Genomic DNA, 18,679 nt, shown 5'->3' on the forward strand with positions numbered 1-18,679 from the left:
GCGGCCGGCACTACCGCATTGCGATCCTGGGCGGCTCGCCGTAGAACCGTCGCAGCTGCGCCGCCACCTCCGGCAACGCCTGCTGCAGCAGATCCGGTGCCGAGAAGTGGTAATCGCTGGCCACCGCGAAGAACTCTTCCGGCGCCTCGGCCGCATACGGATCGATCAGCGTCTCTTCGCCTGCGTCCACCTGCGCACAGAACGCGTCGTAGGCGCGCTGGAACGTGGCGGCCCACTCGCGCTGCCATTCGCGCGGCAGCGACGGCGTACCGTCCATCGCACCATCGAGCGCATCCAGCTTGTGCACCATCTCGTGCACCGCCACGCAGTAGCCCTCGTGCGGCGCCGCCAGGTCGGCCTGCACATCGGCCCAGGACAGGATCAACGGACCGCTGTCCCACGACTCGCCGATCAGCTCGTCATCCCACTCGTGCAGCACGCCAGCCGCATCCATGTGGCTGCGGTGCACGCGGAAGGCATCGGGGTAGACGATCAGCTGCGACCAGCCCTCCAGCCCCACCTCACCGAACGCCAGCAGCGGCAGGCAGCACAGCGCGGCCAGCAGCACGCCGTCACCGGCCTGCAGCTGCAGCTCACCGATCGGGGTGATGGTCTTCTCGTGCAGGAAGCGCGTGGCCAGTACGCGCAGGCGCGCGCGGCGTTCGTCGTCCAGTCCGTCCAGCCAGGCCGCGCGGCGGCAGGCGTGTTCCCACAGTGCATCGTCGATCGGCCGCGGCGTAGGCCGCAGCCACTGCAGCAACGACTTGATCAGCGGAACATTCCCGGCAGGTAGCTGTGCCACTTCGGCGCACGGATGCGCTGCAGCACGTCATCGTCGCTGCCGCCGCCCCCGGTGCTGGTGGCACTGCTGGCCGCAGGGCGTACCGGTGTCGGCTTGGTGGTCGCAGCCGAGGCAGTCGCGGTCGGCGCGCGCTGCGAGGCGGCATCACCGTTGGAGGACACGCAGGCGCCGCGGCTGTCGTCCAGCGCTGCCGTCGCAGACGCCGCGAAGGGCATCATCAGCAGGATCAGGCAATGGGCATAACGGCGCATTGACGACATCCACGTTAAGGGAGGGTGAGTTCCCGATTCTAGCCCGAACCCGGCGCCCCGTTGGAAGCCCCCGCGGAACCCAGCGTGGCGGGCGTCGCTGGCGGCTTTCCCGCATAATTCCTGCCTGACTTCGTGGAAGCTGCCGTGGACGATCGCCAATTGCTGGCCAAACTCGCTGCCGGTCGCCTGTCCGGCGACGCCCTGGCCCGTGAGCTGGGCCAGACCCGTGCGGCTATTTGGAAGCGTATTCAAGGGCTTAGGGCCGCCGGTGTGGATGTCGAGGGCCGTGCCGGCGAGGGCTATGGCCTGACCCGCCCGGTTGACCTGCTGGACCCGGCGGCGATCCGTGGTGGCCTGCCGGCCGGGGTTCTGCCGCTGCTGCACGACCTGCAGGTGGCCTGGACGGTGGACTCCACCAACGCTGAATTGCTGCGGTGCAGCGCGCCCCAGCGCGGGGTCAGCGTGCTGCTGGCCGAACGCCAGACCGGTGGCCGTGGCCGTCGTGGCCGCACCTGGGCCTCGCCGCTGGCCGCGCATATCTACCTGTCGGTGCTGCGCTTGTACTCCGGTGGCCTCGGCCGCCTGGCCGGGCTGAGCCTGGTGGCCGGCATCGCCGTGGCTGAAGCGCTGCACGACCTGGGCTATGCCCAGGCACAGCTGAAGTGGCCGAACGACCTGATCGTCGATGGCAAGCGCAAGCTGGTCGGCCTGCTCGCAGAGGGCGGTGGCGAATACGCCGGCCCGGCGCGCGCGGTGATCGGCATCGGCATCAACACGCACATGCCGCCGTCGTTCGCCGAGCAGATCAGCCAGCCGTGGGTGGACCTGGACACCTTGGCCGGCAAGCCGGTGGACCGCAACGTGGTCGTTGCCGCCGTGCTGGCCCGTCTGCTGCCGGCGCTGGAGGAATTCGATCGCGAAGGCCTCGCTCCGTTCCTGCCGCGCTACGCCGCCTTCGACATGCTGGCCGGCCGCGAAGTACGCGTGGAACTGGACGGGCAGTGGCAGCACGGTACCGCGCTTGGCCTGGCCGATGACGGCGCATTGCGCGTGCGCATCGATGGCCAGGAGCGCCTGCTGCACGCCGGCGAAGTCAGCGTGAGGGCAGCATGAGCGATTGGTTGTTCGACCTCGGCAACTCGCGCTTCAAGTTCGCGCCGTTGCAGGGAGATCGTGCCGGTGACGTGCAGGCCTGGGCGCATGGCGCCGAAGGCATGGCCGGGCAGCCGCCGCACAGCCTGCCCAGCGGTACCACCGCGTTCGTGGCCAGCGTGGCCGCACCCTCGCTGACCAGCGCCATGCTGGACCAGCTGCAACGCCGCTTCGAAAACGTGCACGTGGTGCGCACCAGCGCCGAATGCGCCGGTGTGCGCATTGCCTACGCCAAGCCGGAAAAGTTCGGCGTCGACCGCTTCCTGGCCCTGCTGGCTGCCGCAAAGGCACAGCGCCCGGTGCTGGTGGTCGGCGTGGGCACCGCGCTGACGCTTGACCTGCTCGACGCCGACGGCCAGCACCATGGTGGCCGCATTTCCGCGTCGCCCACGACCATGCGCGAAGCGCTGCACGCCCGCGCCGTGCAGCTGCCGGCCACCGGCGGCTACTACAGCGAGTTCGCCAACGACACCGCCGATGCGCTGGCCTCCGGTTGCGATGGCGCTGCGGTGGCGCTGATTGAACGCAGCGCACAGCACGCGCACGCGCTGCTGGGCGTAGCGCCGTCGCTGCTGGTGCACGGCGGCGGCGCACCGGCGCTGATGCCGCTGCTGCCTGGCGCCGACTACCACCCGTCGCTGGTGCTGGATGGCCTCGCCCGCTGGGCGGTGCACCAGCCCGCAGGCTAGTATCCGCGCATGCTGACCCGTGCCCTGATCGTCGTACTGGCCGTTCTCAATCTTGGCGTCGCCTGCTGGTGGCTGCTGCGCGATGCACCGCAGCCGCCTGCGCCTGCACCGCAACCGGCTGGCGTGGCCGAGCTGCGCTGGGTGCCCGGTGGTGTGGATGCTGCTGCAGCCGCCGAAGCGACCGCCGCCGCCCCGACCGCGCCGCTGATGGAGCGCGAACCAGCCGCGAAGACCGCAGTGGCTGCGACGCCCGCACCCGCGCCGGCCGTGCCGGCCAAGCCGGAAATTCCCAAGCCGCAGACGGCTGAGGCTACGCCGGTTGCTACCGCTGCCAAGCCGGCAGCACCGCCTGTACCCGTTCCGGCACCGGAAAAGCCCGTAACCCCGCCCGCGGTCGCCGAGCCGCCGCGCTGCGTCGCGCTGGGCCCGTTCGCCGACCGCGCCGCCGCGAACAGTGCGCAAGGCAAGGCCGGCACGCTGCTCAGCCAGGTGCGCCTGCGCGAACAGCCCGCTGCCAGCGGCAGTGCCCGCTACCGGGTGATGCTGCCGGCCGCCGCCAACCGTGATGAAGCGCAGGCCACCGTGAAACGTATCGTCGCCGCCGGCCTGAGCGACTACTACATCATCAGCCAGGGCGAGGAGGCCAACGCCGTGGCGCTGGGCCAGTACCGCAACCGCGAAGGCGCCGAGCGCCGCATGGCAGCGGTGCAGGCCGCCGGCTTCCAGCCGCGCCTGGTGGCCAGCGGCGACGCCGGCCAATGGTGGCTGGAAGGACAGCTGGCGGCGGGCACGCAGCCGGCCCAGGCCCAGCAGCGCAGCGGCGCGGCACAGAGCCGGTCGCTGGACTGCACGCGGTTGCGCTAGAATCCCCAGACCGCGGCGATGCCGCCGGTGCACCACCCATGCCGCTTTAGCTCAGTTGGTAGAGCAACTGTCTTGTAAACAGTAGGTCATCCGTTCGATTCGGATAAGCGGCACCATCGCCTGGTCCCATGGCGTCCAAGTAAGTCCAGAATTCATACTAAGCCCGCAGAAATGCGGGCTTTTTTGTGCGCTTTGGTCCGAGCTTGTCCACGTACATCCAAGAGCTTTGGGGGTACAAGTGGGGGTACATTTCGAAAAACGGAGTTCAGCAAGGAGGATGTACCCCCAATGGGTGCTAAGCAATTGACAGATATGGCCGCGCGAAATGCGAAGGCTAAGGACAAGCCCTACAAGCTGGCGGCAGGGGCAGGCCTTTACCTGCACGTGATGCCCAACGGAGCCAGATACTGGCGAATGAAGTACCGCTGGGATGGCAAGGAGAAGTTGCTGTCGATCGGGGTGTATCCCGAAGTGTCATTGAAGGAGGCCGGTGAGGCCCGTGATGAGGCTAGGGCGAAGCTTCGTGCTGGACGCGATCCTTCCGAGCACAAGCAATTGAGCAAGCTCACGTCAAAGTTGTCAGTAGATACCCGCTTCCAGACGATAGCCGTGGAATGGCTTGAGTCCCGTGGGGACTTGGCGCAGTCAACGCGGGAGAAGGCAGCTTGGATGCTGGAAACCTACGCTTTCCCTTGGCTAGGTAAGCGGCAGATCCATGAGATCACTACCGCTGAGGTGTTGGCGGTCCTGCGTAGGTTGGAGGCTCAGGAGAAGATCGAGTCCACGCAGCGCCTTCGCCAAATCTGTGGGCAGGTATTTCGCTATGCCGTGGCCACTGGAAGGTTAGATCGCGACCCGACCAGTGCTCTTCGTGGTGCTTTGAAGACGGCGAAGAATAGGCACTACGCTTCAATAACCGATCCAGCGAAGGTCGGTGAGCTGATGCGGGCCATTGATGGGTACACGGGGCAACTTGTCACGCAATGTGCGCTCCGCTTTGCTCCTCTGGTTTTCACTCGTCCGGGTGAATTGCGTAAGGCGGAGTGGGGAGAGTTCGATCTTGCTGCGAAGCAATGGAACATCCCTGCGAAGAAAATGAAGATGGGCGTAGCTCACGTTGTTCCGCTGTCCAAGCAGGCAGCTGCGTTACTTGAGGAACTACGGCCGGTCACGGGGAATGGACGCTACGTGTTTCCGTCCGTTCGGAATTCGAGGGATCCAATGAGCGAGAACACCGTCAATGCAGCGCTTCGTCGCCTGGGCTACGGGACTGACGATATGACCGGGCATGGCTTCCGAAGCATGGCGTCCACCTTGCTTCATGAGATGGGATGGACATCAGATGCGATCGAAAGACAGCTTGCTCACTCTGAAAGAAATCCCATCAAGGCTGCCTACAATCGAGCGGAACACTTGCCTGAGCGCAGGAAGATGATGCAAGCGTGGGCAGACTACTTGGATAAGCTGAAGGGAAAGGTCAGCCGCACCTAAAGTTGGTGGGCTGACCCTACCCTTTTAAGTCTTAGATTGCCCTGCGCGGCTGCTGTCGCGCAGGGCGCTATCGACCCACAGCGGCCATTCGTGCCGGCGCCGATCCTACCGCTGGGTCCTTTTATACGCTGGCTTGTTAGCTGGACCCCAGCGCCCTAAGATCGAGCCGTGTTAGAGGGAAAGTCCACCAAACGGTGCATTGAGGGCAAGTCGTGTAGCCGGACCCACGGGTCCGGCTATTGGGTAGTTGGATGGCCTTGTAGACTTTAGGGGTGCGTGGCAAATGCTAGAGAAATTCCTCTATGCCGTTTTCGGAGCACTGATGGCGGCAGTTGGATTTTTCGTGCGGCGCCGCATCGAGCAGAAACCCATGTTCGAACAGATCGATAAGCAGCAAAAGCTGCTCGATCTGAAGAAGAACTTAGAGGCGTCAGGTACTACCCTTCATGATCTGAAGGTGCTTGAAGACACGATTATGGGAAAGGCCAACTCAGCGAAGACACTGGCCGCCGCCTACCAAGAGCAGGCCTTCCAGATCTACGCCACTGATCACTCGGAACACATGACTCAAGCGGACATGAATCGACATGCTGCAGCGTCGTTTCACAGAGCCGAAGAAAGGCTTGCCGCTCTGGTTGAAGATTTGCGAAAGCATCTTTCTGGTGGCCGCCTAGACTCATTCGAGAATTCTCAGCAGATGTGGCTTCGATATCGCGAGGCTAGCGCTGAGTTCCAGTCCAGCCAGTACCACGGCGGGAGCATCCAGCCTCTCATCCACGCCAGCGCGCTAGAGAGCGTTACCATCTCGCGGATCGTCGAGCTCGAGCCTCTGCTTAAGGAAATGCAGACAATATAGAGTTGAACGTACGCTCCTGGCCGCAAGGCGTCATCCGACCCAAAGCAGACCTACGCTGTCTGGAAAGAAATGGGTGATTCAAGTTGAGGGGGCAGGGGTCAATCCGGCTGCGGCTCTCCAGCTCTGGTCGCTTACTCGACACTTTCCTTCCGGTGCCGTAGTGCAGCGTCCTGCTGCAGCTGATCGCTATCATTGACGATTTCGGTAGTACTACGGGCAGGGCGTAATGAAGAGCGCATTGGTGATATTGCTGGGAATGGGGGTGGTGATGGCGGCGGCTGCGCAACTCAACGGCCCGCAGCGGTTGCGGGCTGCCCGCCAGGAAACATTCGAGCAGCTGCGGTTTCCGTCGCGCGATGGTGCTGCCTTCACCGGTGCCCAGGTACAGGTGGTGAAGCAGGTGCACGGACGGTTCGATGGTATGCAGCAACCGGGGCCGCGCTGGATGGCACAGGCCTCAGACGATGCATTCTGGTACTGCGTCGGGCCCGGGCCAAGTTGGTATCTGGCCATTCCGATTTCAAGACGCAATGGCTTCCAATGGGATGTCGACTGGGTGGTACGCCCTTTGGACGAAGGCCGCATGCGTGCCGCGCTGAGCGGCGACACCGAAGCGCTACGGTTGGCCTTTGGCGAGCAGACCGCACGGGGATGAGTGGAAACTGAGCACGATGTGTGTGCAGATTCTTGTGTAGACGGAAATTTGAAGCGCTCCGGTTTGAAGCTGGCCATCATTCGGGAGCATGTCCGTTCCTGGCCGAAAGCGGACCTGGTCGATTACAGCGAAGCATCCCGCTTACCACGACGCATGAGTCCGATCTAACGGTGCGGGCATGGCGCGACATCCCCCCAAGATTGAGTAGCACAAGGGTTTGGAGTCCAATCCTCAATGACAAGGAGATTGGACGTGAAGAAGCGCTTTACCGAAGAACAGATCATTGGCTTCCTGCGTGAGGCTGAAGCAGGCATGCCCATCAAGGATCTTTGCCGCCGGCACGGCTTCAGCGAGGCCTCGTACTACCTGTGGCGCAGCAAGTTCGGCGGTATGAGCGTGCCCGACGCCAAGCGGCTGAAGGACCTGGAAGCGGAGAACGCGCGCCTAAAGAAGCTACTGGCTGAGCAGGTATTCGAGAACGACGTGATCAAGGACGCATTGCGAAAAAAGTGGTGACTGCACCAGCGCGCAGGCTGCTGGTGCGGAGCATGGTTGAGAAGGGGTTGAGCGAACGACGAGCGCTGGCGGTAGCGCGCATGAGCGCCAGCACGTTGCGATATGTGCCCAGGCCCGACAACAACGCCGAGCTTCGTGAGCAGATCGCCGCTTTGGCGCAACGGCACAAACGCTACGGCGTGGGCATGATTCATCTGAAGCTGCGGCAAAAAGGGCTTGTTGTGAACTACAAGCGGGTGGAGCGCTTGTACCAGGAAGCCGGTCTACAAGTGCGCCGCAGGAAGCGCAAGAAGGTCGCAGTCGGCGAGCGACAGCCGCTGATACGGCCGTTCGCTGCAAATGAAGTGTGGTCGATGGACTTCGTGTTTGATCGAACTGCTGAGGGTCGGGTGATCAAGTGTTTGACCATCGTCGACGATGCGACCCATGAGGCAGTTGCCATCGAAGTGGAGCGAGCGATATCGGGCCAAGGGGTATCCAGGGTACTGGACAGGCTGGCAGCTCAGCGCGGCCTGCCGCGAGTCATCAGGACGGACAATGGCAAGGAATTTTGCGGAAAAGCGATGGTGGCTTGGGCTCACGACAAGGAAATCGCCCTGCGCCTGATCGAGCCCGGGAAACCCAATCAGAACGCATATGTTGAGTCGTTCAACGGCCGGCTACGCGATGAATGCCTCAACGAACACTGGTTCCCAACATTGCTCCATGCCCGTACCAGCATCGAAAGCTGGCGACGTGACTACAACGAAGAAAGACCCAAAAGAGCACTCGGCGGAATGACACCTGCCCAGTACGCCGCGCAGCTGGCGGCGAAGACAGATAAGATCAAAACAGGACTCTAAACCCGACCTCTACTCAGGCCGGGGGGACGTCGGGCGCAGAAAACCCGGGCGAGCCCCCTGAGCGGGAGCCCGCCCAAGACCTAGTATGATCAGGTCAGGTCGTAGCGCTCCTCGATTCCGGAGAACAGCTGAGCAGCCTCTTCTTTGGCGCGGGCGTTGTCCTCGGGCGCGAGTGGCGCCAATTCGACTCCGTCGCCCCCCCCCACATACATTGGCCCGCCGACATCATCGTCATAGAGTGTGCCGTCCTCGTTGATCGCTTCGTGTCTGTCTTGGCTCAGGTCCTGATCCAGCATACGTGATAGGTGCATCCAGACCCAAGAGCGGAACGGGGTTTCGTTCCTGTCTTCGATAAGCGCGCGCATGGCCGATACGTCGCCGTCGCGTGCAAGCACGGTCAGCCATTTGTGCGCCAGCTCGGGTCGACCATGTGCATCGGCCAGGTCAGCCATGTCGTACGGGTCCATTTCATCCGACGGTTCGAGCTCGAGCGCCGAAGGATCGCCGTAGCGCTCCGCGGTGACCAGCATTGCGCGCCTGTCCCCGCCCCGTGCAGCCGCAAGGAGGTGGTACCGGTGTTTCGCCACAACCCGAACGAACCCGCCGACCCCCGTGGTGATCTCCGCGAAGCTAACTGGCTCGGCAGACCACTGCGCGTGCCGGCGCAGCTCGCGCCCGAAGCGGCGGTCGTCCTCTTCCGGCAGGCCACCGTACGGCTCGAGCATGTACGCGGTCGCTAGGTGCGCAGCGGCAACACCACGGGCCGCGGCCGCTTCCAGTCCTTCCAGCAGCAGCGGAAGTTCCTCGAGCAGTGTCTCAAGCCCCTGATCCATTCGGCTGATCAGGGCGTTCGATACCCACTCGGCGACGGCAGGCGCCTCCGCCTCCTCAGCTTTCGACCACTCGTCCTCGTTGTCCTCGAACGCGGCAATCAGCTCCTCGAACCGCACCGGCGCGTAGCCGGACGCAGCCAGGAAGTCGGCCAGGCCTTGGGCGGCACGCGCCGCCTCTTCGGCTGACAGCCCGAACTGCAGGCACCGCTGGATGACCCGGTCCTCATCCGGCGGGAAGGCGGTAGCGCGCCATGGCACGTCGCACCACGCCGCTTGGTGCTGGAGCGCGGCATGGGTGGCAAATCCAGCGGCCGCAGCCAGCAGCTCATGGACCTGGCTGCGGGTAAGCGACGGCAGGCCCTGGGCCCGAAGGTGCGCATGGGCATTAAACGCGTATTGCTTGATGGTCATGACTCGTCCTCGATGGCCAAGCCGATCCGGGTCAGACGCACACGTTTAAGTTCCCGGCAGCTGGCCAGAAGAAGAGTTGATCAGGGGATACAGCCTGTTTTTGCTCGTGTGCAAGCAGGGCGGGCGCCGCGGCCAGTATATGCCGCCCGCTATCTAGATTCCAAGCGCGCACTGCAACTGCGTGCGTTGATGCCCTACATCACCATTCCAGCTTTGGCGGCCCGCAGGGCGGCACCGACCGGGGAGTCCGCTTCCGCCCAATGCGGACATTGATCCAGTCACGGATCTTGCTGATGGGTCCGGTTGTACGTTGGCTTGTTAGCCGGGCCAGCCGCCCTAAGGTTGAGATATACCAAGGGAAAAATTACCATTCGGTGCCTTGTGGATAAATCGTATAATCGACCTTCGGGCCCATCTATTAGGTAGTTCAGCGCCGGTGTGTAAGGTTGGCTGACCGTTCTTCCTTCGGCAGTAGCGCTCGGCAAGGGTTCCTAGGCAAGTTCCGTCCTGCGAGCAGTGGCATCATCGGCTCGCTGAGGTTTGCACAAGCAAGGCGGCGTTGGCCAGGGGTTCGGTCAGAGCCACCGCTACCTAACCAAACCCGCTGCGCGGTTCGGCATAATCCAGAGTTAGGCCTCATAGGTGGCTTGACACTTACGGAGCTTTCTCAAAGAGAAATCAAATGCGAAGTTGGGTCTTATTAGTACTAATTTTTCTGACAGGACCCGCTGAGGCCGCAAAGCGCTATACCGCGCCGTCGGACGCAGACACACGAGTTGGAGTTTCAGTCCCTTGGCTGCAGGAAAGGAGCGGGCTGGACAGTTGGTCCAACCTTACCCTATGGGACTTCACAGACAATCCTGCAGGAGAGCTGCTCGGAATAGTGAAGTTCCGGCACAAAAGCAAAGATCAGACTGTCCTGCTTCGCTCTGGCCGCAGAATCCAGCTTGTTATGCACACTCTGGAGCCAAGCTTTGGTCAAACTAAAGAATGCGGTGTGGCACTAACCTTCCACCCTGAGGAGGCTGGCCAATATATGCTTACATTTGAGTACCCGGTGCAAATCGCGCAGGACGCAGATGGATGCCGCTCAATATTGACCGATCTCGCTGCAACAGATCCCTCCAAGGCTGTTGTTGCCCAATTCACCACGCCAGCGACAACGCGGATCTATACGTTCAGAGTCAATTTCAGTCATTAATGATCGACAGGTCCCGGCCTGACAATTCATTCAAGTCGAACTCGATTTGCGGTGGCAAGTTGGCCGGCGAGATCGCCCAAGCACTGACTCTCCCCGGCGCCACCCTATCCTTCCACTTGAAGGAGCTGGCCGGCGCTGGCTTGGTCACTTCCGAGCAGCGTGGCCGCACCGTCTGCTATCGCGCCAATTTCGACGTGATGGCCAGTTTGGTCGACTACCTGCCCGAGAACTGCTGCGCGGGCGACAAACCCTGTGGCACTCCGGCGGGATACCTAGAGTTTCACGCACACATCTCGTCTTTCCGACTCGGGGAGGTCCCAAGAGCACCAACAGCTCGCCTCGGAACATCGCTTTGCATGAAGAGGCGATCCTGCGCATGACCGTTCTGTAGTTGCGGTGTTCTACATTGAGCGCTCTTAAGGCATCCAATGCCTTGGTGATCCACGTGGCGCTCACCATGCACCGGTCACCTAAGTCATTGCAGAATCGCGGTCGGCCGGCCCGAATCAGTGGCGATTCGCGTTAGTTCGATTGCGCCAAAGCGCACTGGTTGACGACGCTTGGGCTCATGGTCAAAAAATGCAGGGGTGTGGGAGAATTGGCTAATCTTGGCAAGACGCCGCCAAGCAGGGGACAACCTAGATGGGCAATACCGATTCGGACGGGGAAATCCTGACGCTGGATGAAGTCGCTGCGTTCCTGAAAGCCGGGAAGCGGACGGTGTACCGATTTGCCCAGAACGGCGATATCCCCGCCTTCAAGCTTGGCGGCACCTGGCGCTTCCGCCGCTCAGAGCTGGAACCTTGGATCGGCGAGAACTCCAACCAACGCCCCCCTACCAAGAAAGAACTTGGCTGAATGGAGATCATCAACAACATCAGCCGCTTGCTTGGCGACGACCTCAAACGCTCCCTGAAGCCGGGTGCCAAGCTCAAGGTCGCGGCCTCATGCTTCTCCATGTACGCCTACGAGGCACTGAAGGCCGAGCTGGAGCAGATCGAGGAGCTGGACTTCATATTCACCTCCCCCACTTTCCTGCCTGATGAGGTCACCGACCGGATTCGCAAGGAGCGGCGGGAGTTCCATATCCCCAAGCTGGATCGGGAGCGCAGCCTGTACGGCAGCGAGTTCGAAATCCAGCTGCGCAACAAGCTGACCCAGCGCGCCGTGGCCCGCGAGTGCGCCGATTGGTTGCGGCGCAAGGCGACGTTCAAGAGCAACCGCAGCAAGGCCCCAATGCAGCAATTCGCCTGCGTCCAAGCTGACGGGGCGGATACGGCTTATATGCCGCTGCACGGATTTACCGCGGTTGACCTGGGCTATGAGTCGGGGAATGCCGTCTCCAACCTGGTCAACAAGATGGACGAGCCCAGTTTCACCGCGACTTGGCTGAGCCTGTTCGACCAGATCTGGAAAGACCCTGAGAAGCTGGAGGACGTGACATCGCAGATCTGCGAGCACATCGCCACCGTCTATCAGGAGAACTCGCCGGAGAGCATCTACTTCCTGATGCTCTACAACATCTTCAATGAGTTTCTGGACGACATCGACGAAGACGTATTGCCGAACGATCGAACCGGCTATCAGGACACCCTGATCTGGAACAAGCTCTTCAATTACCAGAAGGACGCGGCCACCGGCATCATCAACAAGCTGGAAACCTACAGCGGCTGCATCCTGGCCGACAGCGTCGGCTTGGGCAAAACCTTCACCGCGTTGGCGGTCATCAAGTATTACGAGCTTCGCAACAAGTCCGTCCTGGTGTTGTGCCCGAAGAAGCTGGCGGACAACTGGCTCAACTACAACCGCAACCTGAAGACCAACATCCTCGCCCGCGACCGGTTCAGCTATGACGTGTTGTGCCATACCGACCTCAGCCGCACCAGCGGCGAGTCGTTCGGCACGCCGTTGAATCGCATCAACTGGGGCAACTACGATCTGGTCGTCATCGACGAATCGCACAACTTCCGGAACAACGACGCATACAAGGACAAGGAAACCCGCTACCAGAAGTTGATGAACAGGGTCATCCGCGAAGGCGTGAAGACTAAGGTACTGATGCTTTCCGCCACGCCGGTTAATAACCGGTTCAACGATCTGCGGAACCAGTTGGCCTTGGCCTACGAGGGCGATTCCGAGAACCTGAGCAAGAAGCTTCGTACCAGCAAGTCCGTGGAAGAAGTCTTCCGCAATGCGCAGAAGGCTTTCAACGTCTGGTCGAAGCTTCCCCCCGAAGAACGTACCCCTCGCGCCATCCTGGATGGTCTGGACTTCGATTTCTTCGAGCTGCTGGACAGCGTGACCATCGCCCGTTCGCGCAAGCACATCCAGACCTTCTACGACACCAAGGGCATCGGCCAGTTCCCAGAACGACGCAAGCCGCTGTCGTTCCAAAGCCCCTTGTCCGATTTGGATAGCTCGCCCAGCTTCAACGATATCTTCGACAAGCTTTCCCGGCTCAAGCTGTCGGTGTACGCCCCGGTGAGCTACATACTTCCCAGTTGCATGGCGAAGTATGCGGAGATGTACGACACCAAGGTGGGAAGCAAAGGCACCTTGCGCCAAGCGGATCGCGAGAAAAGCTTGCAGGCTCTGATGACGGTCAACCTGCTGAAACGCCTTGAAAGCTCTGTCGCGGCATTCCGGCTTACCCTGCAACTGCTGCGCAAGAACCACCTGCGCACGTTGGACAAAGTCGTCAACTTCCGCCAAGTCGGTGGCGGCTGCGTTGAAGACATGACCGAAGCGCTGGGCGAACTGGAAGCGGACGATGACGATCTGCTCGATCTGGGGCAGGACACCGATATTGGCGGCAAGGTCAAGATCAACCTGGCCGACATGGACCTGCCCCGTTGGCAGTTCGACCTGGGTCAGGATCTGGAGCACATTGAGGACTTGTTGTCCCTGATGGAGAAAATCACCCCGGAACACGACGCCAAACTCCAGCACCTCAAGGCGCATGTGCTCGCGAAAATCGCCAATCCAATCAATCCGGGCAACAGGAAGGTGTTGATCTTCACCGCCTTCGCCGATACGGCAGACTACTTGTACGCCAATCTGGCTCCTGCGCTGTCGACGGCGCACAAGCTGCACACCGCCAGGGTCACCGGCAAAGGCTCCCCCAAGTCCACCTTGGCCAAGAGTTACGACTTCCAGGAACTATTGACGCTGTTCTCTCCACGATCCAAGGACAAGAACATTGTCCTGCCCAACGAACCGGCGGAAATCGACATCCTGATCGGCACCGACTGCATTTCCGAGGGTCAGAACCTTCAGGACTGCGATTACCTGATCAACTACGACATCCACTGGAACCCGGTTCGCATCATCCAGCGTTTCGGCCGCGTGGACCGCATCGGCTCGCAGAATGCCTGCATCCAGCTAGTCAACTACTGGCCGGACATCTCGCTCGATGAGTACATCCGACTGAAGGAGCGGGTCGAGAGCAGGATGATGATTGCCGACGTCACCGCAACCGGCGATGACAACGTGCTATCAGCGCAGGCGAACGATGTCTCTTATCGCAAGGAGCAGTTGCGCCGCTTGCAGGAAGAAGTCATCGAACTGGAGGACTTGAAGACCGGCGTTTCGATCACTGACCTTGGTCTCAACGACTTCCGCATGGATCTACTGAACTATGTCAAGGCACATGGTGAGCTGGACAGATCGCCCAATGGTCTGCATGCCATCGTGCCCGCCAATGCGGAGCTGGGTCTGCAACCCGGCGTGTTCTTCACCCTGCGCAACCGTAATACGGGCGTGAACCCACCCGCCCATCTGCCGCAGCACAACCGCCTGCACCCGTATTACCTGATCTACATGGGCGAAGATGGGCAAGTCATTCACGACCACACCGAGGTCAAGCGCCTACTCGATCTGGCCCGCACTTGCTGCAAGGGCCAGGACCAACCGTTCGCAGATCTCTGCCCCGCGTTCAACAAGGCTACCGCTGACGGCCGCAATATGCGCCCTTACTCCGATCTGCTGGGTGGAGCCATCCGCTCTATGATCGAGGTCAAGGAAGAGAAGGACATCGACAGCCTGTTCTCGCCTGGAAAGACCAGCGCACTGACCCAGACGATATCCGGGTTGGACGACTTCGAACTGATCTCGTTCCTCGTGGTGCAGGAGGTAGCGTGAGCAACGCCGAGCACCATGCCCTGATTGCATGGCCCGAAAAGGCGAAAGTCAATCGCGTCGTTCCAAAATCGAAGTTCTACGAACATGGAACTGTAAATGCTCGCCTGAAAGATCTGTTCGTCAAGGAAGTCGAGCAGGTCACCTGGCTATACAAGTTGGCCCCAGAGACCATCAACCTGTCGGCCAAGGACGGCGTGTCCGAAATCCAGATTCTCGGCATCCAGCTAAGAACACCAGAACTCAGCCACGACGTGCTGCGGTGCATTGACGGAGCCATCGAGCATCCGATTATCTTCGAGTTTTACCACGCCGACCTCGTGCAGGTAATTGCCTGCTTCAAACGTCCGCGCGGTGGAGATAACGGAGGCAAGCTTCTCCTCTCCGAATACTTCGAAACTGAATGGCGATCCGCCGACAGTCCGCGCACAGATCTGCCCACGAGCCTAAACCTGCACGGCCTATACGAACGCCTGTTGCTGCGATTGATCCCGCTGCCGGCACGCCCCCGAGAACCTCTTCGTGCCCTGATAGATCGGCTTGGGAATATTCGCACTTTGGAGGGCGAGCTGGCCAAGGCCATCTCAGCGCTTGAGAAAGAAAAGCAGTTCAATCGAAAGGTTGAGCTAAATGCCACTGTACGCAAACTACGAACCCAGCTTGACCAAGCTGGCTATCTAAAGCTTATTGCCTCCGCGAACAAACCCGAGCTACGCAAGATGGCAGAACAACCAGAAATCACTCTGAGCCAAGTCGTCGATTCAACCGACCTGAAGGCTTTGAATGACCTGCTAACTCAGGTGATGAGGCAGCAGCAGCAACAAGCCTTGCTTAAAGATACAAATCTTGGGCAAGTGGTCGAAGCTGTCGTCAGTCTCGCGGCAACCGTACCCGTCGAAGAGGAGCTCTTTGCGGCGGCGATACTGGGGCGAGTAGCCGCCGTTGCCCGCGGGCGAGAAGCCGAAGTGCATTCTCGCGTGAATGAGCTTTTCACCGACGAGCCCCCCTCTATCGAGACCCTGGCAGACGGCGACGCCAAGGAGTATGCCGCCAAGATGCTGGCTTACACCGAGGCAGATTGGCTTCCTATTTACTGCGCCCGCGAATCGTTAGCGATTGACACGGCCAACAATGCCCGCAAGGAGCTGCTACGGATCCTACTCAGCAACAGCGAAGACCTGGCGAGCTTCGTCCATCGTCTGGTCGAAGCTGCGGACATCGTAAAGGGCATTGAATCTCCCGACACCCGCATCAAACGGGTTCGCCGCATCTTTGAGTCGATTACCGAGGTAATACGAAGCTACGAAGGGAATGTCGGCCTGGAGCCAGGAACCGCCTTGGCAAGCCTGACGAACACCTTCCTACGCGGCACAACCAGTGCAGATACAGACGCACTTCATGCCAGCTTGGATGCCGCCAACGGCGTACTCGTTCGTGTGATCGAACTGCGCTACTCCCACGCCTTGCACGCCGAAACTTACCAGTTATTGCAGGACGGAAAGAAGCTTCTCACACAAGGTCCATGGACACGCTACATCGAAGCCTCGGCGGTCATCCCGAAAGTGCAGATGAACCTGCTGGAGACCGCACTTGTCCTTGCTCGGCAGAACCGAACGGACAAGGAAATCCTGCGTGTGATGGAGGCCAGCTGGCCTTCCACGTCCATGATCACCAGCGCCATCAAGCTGCATTTCAAGGGAGCGGTTGATGTTGACCCGGAAGTGGCCGACTACTGGCTGAAGGTTGGCCGCGTCTCCCAAAGCGAACGTGCTGCGGAACACAAGCTCGGCAACACGGAAGACCAGCAGATCGGCGAGCTGCTGATCCAGCTCGACGCGAACCGCGACAGCATGGGCAAGTTGAACAGTGCCGTCGTACCTGTCTTGAAGACTTTCGACGCCTATCAGGCTGCCACGGTTGAACGTGCTGCCACCGGCTACGAAGGCGTTGCTCAAGTCGCCGAGCGACTGGCCCGCATGCGCAAGCTGAGCAAGACCGATCTATTGGGCAGCATCGTCGAATACAACCCCATCGAACACGATATGGAAGGCGGCCATCGTTCCGGCATTCGCCGGGTCAAAGTAGTACGTGACGGCATCCTGAAAGAGTTTGGTGGAAAAATTAAAACACTTGTAAAGCCACGCGTTGAGCCCGAGGAATAGACATGGAATTCACGAAAGCGAAAATCATCCTCGCCAATCTGCGCGAGCGCATCGAGGTAGGTAGTGATGGGAAGTTCCGTCTCGAAGGCGTCATTACCCAGCGCGAGTTAGAGGCACTGGATTTTTTCATTTCCAACCAGCCAGACAGCCTTGATTCGTCATCCACGCCAACCGGCGCCCCGCCCAGTCCCGAACCAGCGGTTGTTGTGCCGATTGTCAGCCCGACCGCTGAACCACAGATCTCTCAGCCTGAATCAGAACCAGCGACGGAAGTGCCGGTCATTCTGGACTTGTCCACGCTGTCCTTGCCTGAAACCGATGCGACCTATCGCGTCTGTCTCGACTTTGGCACAGCCATGTCCAAGGCCAGCTTCGTTTATGACAACGAATATGAGGATATGGAGGACATCCAGGTACTCAAGCTAGGCATTCCCGGCGACCAAGAGGAAATCGATGAAGTCATGCTGGTTTCCTCGGTATTCATCGACTCCGATGGGCTCCTCTGGTTCGGCCAGAATGCAGTCAAGCATGCCGTGGACGGTACCGGATCAAGGATCGACAACATAAAGCGCGCCCTGTCCGAAGGGAACTTGAACGTCCCCGTGGATGCCACTTACAACCCGACACCACACCCGCTTACTTACAAGGACATCGTTCTTGCCTATCTGACCTTCTTCACGTGGACCATCAGCTATGCGCTTGAGAACGATGTGGAATCGCCCGTGGTGGCCCGGAATTTCAAACGACGTTTCGCCATGCCGTGCTTCCCGCGGGCCAACGCACGCGTTGTCGAGGGTGAACTAAAGACCCTACTCGGTGAGGCGCAGATTCTCGCCGACACCTTCGGAGATGAAGTCCACCAAGGCCTGCCCCTGGATCGCTTCCTCTCGGCCTTGAGGCAGCTACGTGCCGAGAAGCGCGACTACACGTTCATTGAAGGTAGCGTCACCGAGCCGCTTGGCGTGGCGGGTTCCTTGCTCAGTTGGCAATCCAATCACGATTCACTGGCGTTGGTTGTGGACATCGGCGCAGGTACTAGCGACTTTAGCTTGTATCGGCTGAAGGTCACTGTGAATGACGATGGCAGCATCGACAAGACCAGAACCACGGCAGGCGAGGTGGATGGCACTGCGCGCGGCATCACCGAGGCGGGTAACCACCTCGACAAGCTGCTCAAAGGTTTCATCCTGCAAAAGGCTGGTGTCAGCGGCTCGCACGATAAGTTCCAGAACATCAGCCACGCGCTTGAGCGCGACATCCGCGACTACAAGGAGTCCCTTTTCAATTCCGGGTCCGTCTATGTCCCCCTTTACAACGGGGATGCGGTGGACGTCTCACTAACTGAGTTCCTAGCGCTGGATGAAGTCACAGCCTTCGAGAAGTCCTTGCGTAAGACGCTGGTCGAAATCCTTGAATCCGCGGACAAGGAATGGATCAACTGGGTACAAGCCAATCCGAGCCACAATCTCACCATCGTACTGACCGGCGGCGGGGCCACCTTGCCGATGGTCCGGAAATTGGCCGAAGGTACGGTGACGGCGCACGGCAAGACCATCCCCGTTGCAGCGGCAAGATCCTTCCCGGAATGGCTGCGCACCGGCTATCCAGATCTGGAAACCCCCTATCCACGCATCGCTGTCTCGCTCGGAGGCGCACGCCGGAACGTCATCCGTTCGATGGGAGTCTTGAAGAGCACCGGATTTGGCGGTGGAAGCCCCACTCTGGGTAGCTTCCAAACCAAGGGCATTTGAGGGCAACGGACTTAATTCAGTTTGAGCCCACCAACATTCGGGATTTGGCGGAGTAGCGCCACACGT

Annotated in this window: 14 protein-coding genes, 1 tRNA gene and 1 pseudogene; 13 read left to right on the forward strand and 3 right to left on the reverse strand. The window is 60.5% G+C overall.

The features are described 5' to 3' along the window. Positions 1-10: 10 nt before the first annotated feature. Positions 11-802: a M90 family metallopeptidase gene (locus tag AC5P7F_RS19575; RefSeq protein WP_481462460.1), complete on the reverse strand. Its 792-nt coding sequence runs from the start codon at positions 800-802 to the stop codon at positions 11-13. Then, positions 769-1,053 (reverse strand): hypothetical protein, encoded by a 285-nt coding sequence (locus tag AC5P7F_RS19580; RefSeq protein WP_046428091.1) that lies wholly within the window; start codon positions 1,051-1,053, stop codon positions 769-771. The genes AC5P7F_RS19575 and AC5P7F_RS19580 overlap by 34 nt, the downstream gene beginning before the upstream one ends. Before the next feature lie 144 nt (positions 1,054-1,197). On the opposite strand from AC5P7F_RS19580, the gene birA reads away from it, so the two are divergent. The 8 genes from birA (at position 1,198) to AC5P7F_RS19620 (ending at position 8,118) form a co-directional block, all read left to right on the forward strand. Beyond that, the gene (gene birA, locus AC5P7F_RS19585) at positions 1,198-2,166 is read left to right on the forward strand and encodes a bifunctional biotin--[acetyl-CoA-carboxylase] ligase/biotin operon repressor BirA (protein ID WP_046428093.1); all 969 of its coding nucleotides are present in this window, start codon (positions 1,198-1,200) and stop codon (positions 2,164-2,166) included. Beyond that, a complete protein-coding gene (locus tag AC5P7F_RS19590; protein ID WP_164077825.1) occupies positions 2,163-2,894 on the forward strand; it encodes a type III pantothenate kinase in 732 nt (243 codons plus the stop codon). The genes birA and AC5P7F_RS19590 overlap by 4 nt, the downstream gene beginning before the upstream one ends. 9 nt (positions 2,895-2,903) lie before the next feature. Further along, complete coding sequence (locus AC5P7F_RS19595; protein ID WP_164077826.1) at positions 2,904-3,758, forward strand: SPOR domain-containing protein; 855 nt, start codon at positions 2,904-2,906, stop codon at positions 3,756-3,758. Positions 3,759-3,798: 40 nt separating this feature from the next. Next, positions 3,799-3,874: transfer RNA gene (locus AC5P7F_RS19600), tRNA-Thr, on the forward strand. A gap of 172 nt (positions 3,875-4,046) precedes the next feature. Beyond that, complete coding sequence (locus AC5P7F_RS19605) at positions 4,047-5,249, forward strand: tyrosine-type recombinase/integrase (RefSeq protein ID WP_099497404.1); 1,203 nt, start codon at positions 4,047-4,049, stop codon at positions 5,247-5,249. A 283-nt stretch (positions 5,250-5,532) separates the two neighbouring features. Continuing rightward, the gene (locus AC5P7F_RS19610) at positions 5,533-6,105 is read left to right on the forward strand and encodes a lysozyme inhibitor LprI family protein (protein ID WP_099497403.1); all 573 of its coding nucleotides are present in this window, start codon (positions 5,533-5,535) and stop codon (positions 6,103-6,105) included. A 226-nt stretch (positions 6,106-6,331) separates the two neighbouring features. Then, positions 6,332-6,760: a hypothetical protein gene (locus AC5P7F_RS19615; RefSeq protein ID WP_143568526.1), complete on the forward strand. Its 429-nt coding sequence runs from the start codon at positions 6,332-6,334 to the stop codon at positions 6,758-6,760. 234 nt (positions 6,761-6,994) lie between these two features. Next, a protein-coding gene (locus tag AC5P7F_RS19620; protein ID WP_099497401.1) for an IS3 family transposase occupies positions 6,995-8,118 on the forward strand; the annotation gives its coding sequence in 2 pieces (ribosomal slippage) (positions 6,995-7,271 and positions 7,271-8,118; 1,125 coding nt in all). A gap of 89 nt (positions 8,119-8,207) precedes the next feature. On the opposite strand, the gene AC5P7F_RS19625 is transcribed toward AC5P7F_RS19620, so the two are convergent. Then, positions 8,208-9,362 carry a hypothetical protein gene (locus tag AC5P7F_RS19625; protein WP_099497400.1) on the reverse strand — a complete coding sequence of 385 codons (1,155 nt, stop codon included), beginning with the start codon at positions 9,360-9,362 and terminating at the stop codon, positions 8,208-8,210. 1,254 nt (positions 9,363-10,616) lie between these two features. On the opposite strand from AC5P7F_RS19625, the pseudogene AC5P7F_RS19630 reads away from it, so the two are divergent. The 5 genes and pseudogenes from AC5P7F_RS19630 to AC5P7F_RS19650 form a co-directional block, all read left to right on the forward strand. After that, a pseudogene (locus AC5P7F_RS19630) lies at positions 10,617-10,820 on the forward strand (ArsR/SmtB family transcription factor); the annotation flags it as partial. Positions 10,821-11,205: 385 nt separating this feature from the next. Beyond that, on the forward strand, positions 11,206-11,421 hold the full coding sequence (locus tag AC5P7F_RS19635) for a helix-turn-helix domain-containing protein (RefSeq protein WP_099475911.1): 216 nt from the start codon (positions 11,206-11,208) through the stop codon (positions 11,419-11,421). Beyond that, positions 11,422-14,703, forward strand: coding sequence for a helicase-related protein (locus AC5P7F_RS19640; RefSeq protein ID WP_099497398.1), 3,282 nt, complete (start codon positions 11,422-11,424; stop codon positions 14,701-14,703). After that, positions 14,700-16,862: a DUF4391 domain-containing protein gene (locus tag AC5P7F_RS19645; RefSeq protein ID WP_099497397.1), complete on the forward strand. Its 2,163-nt coding sequence runs from the start codon at positions 14,700-14,702 to the stop codon at positions 16,860-16,862. The genes AC5P7F_RS19640 and AC5P7F_RS19645 overlap by 4 nt, the downstream gene beginning before the upstream one ends. Positions 16,863-16,864: 2 nt before the next feature. After that, positions 16,865-18,613, forward strand: coding sequence for an acetate and sugar kinases/Hsc70/actin family protein (locus tag AC5P7F_RS19650; protein WP_099497396.1), 1,749 nt, complete (start codon positions 16,865-16,867; stop codon positions 18,611-18,613). Positions 18,614-18,679: the final 66 nt, after the last annotated feature.

The sequence above is a fragment of the Stenotrophomonas sp. YJH_SMC_105-26 genome (assembly GCF_059368915.1).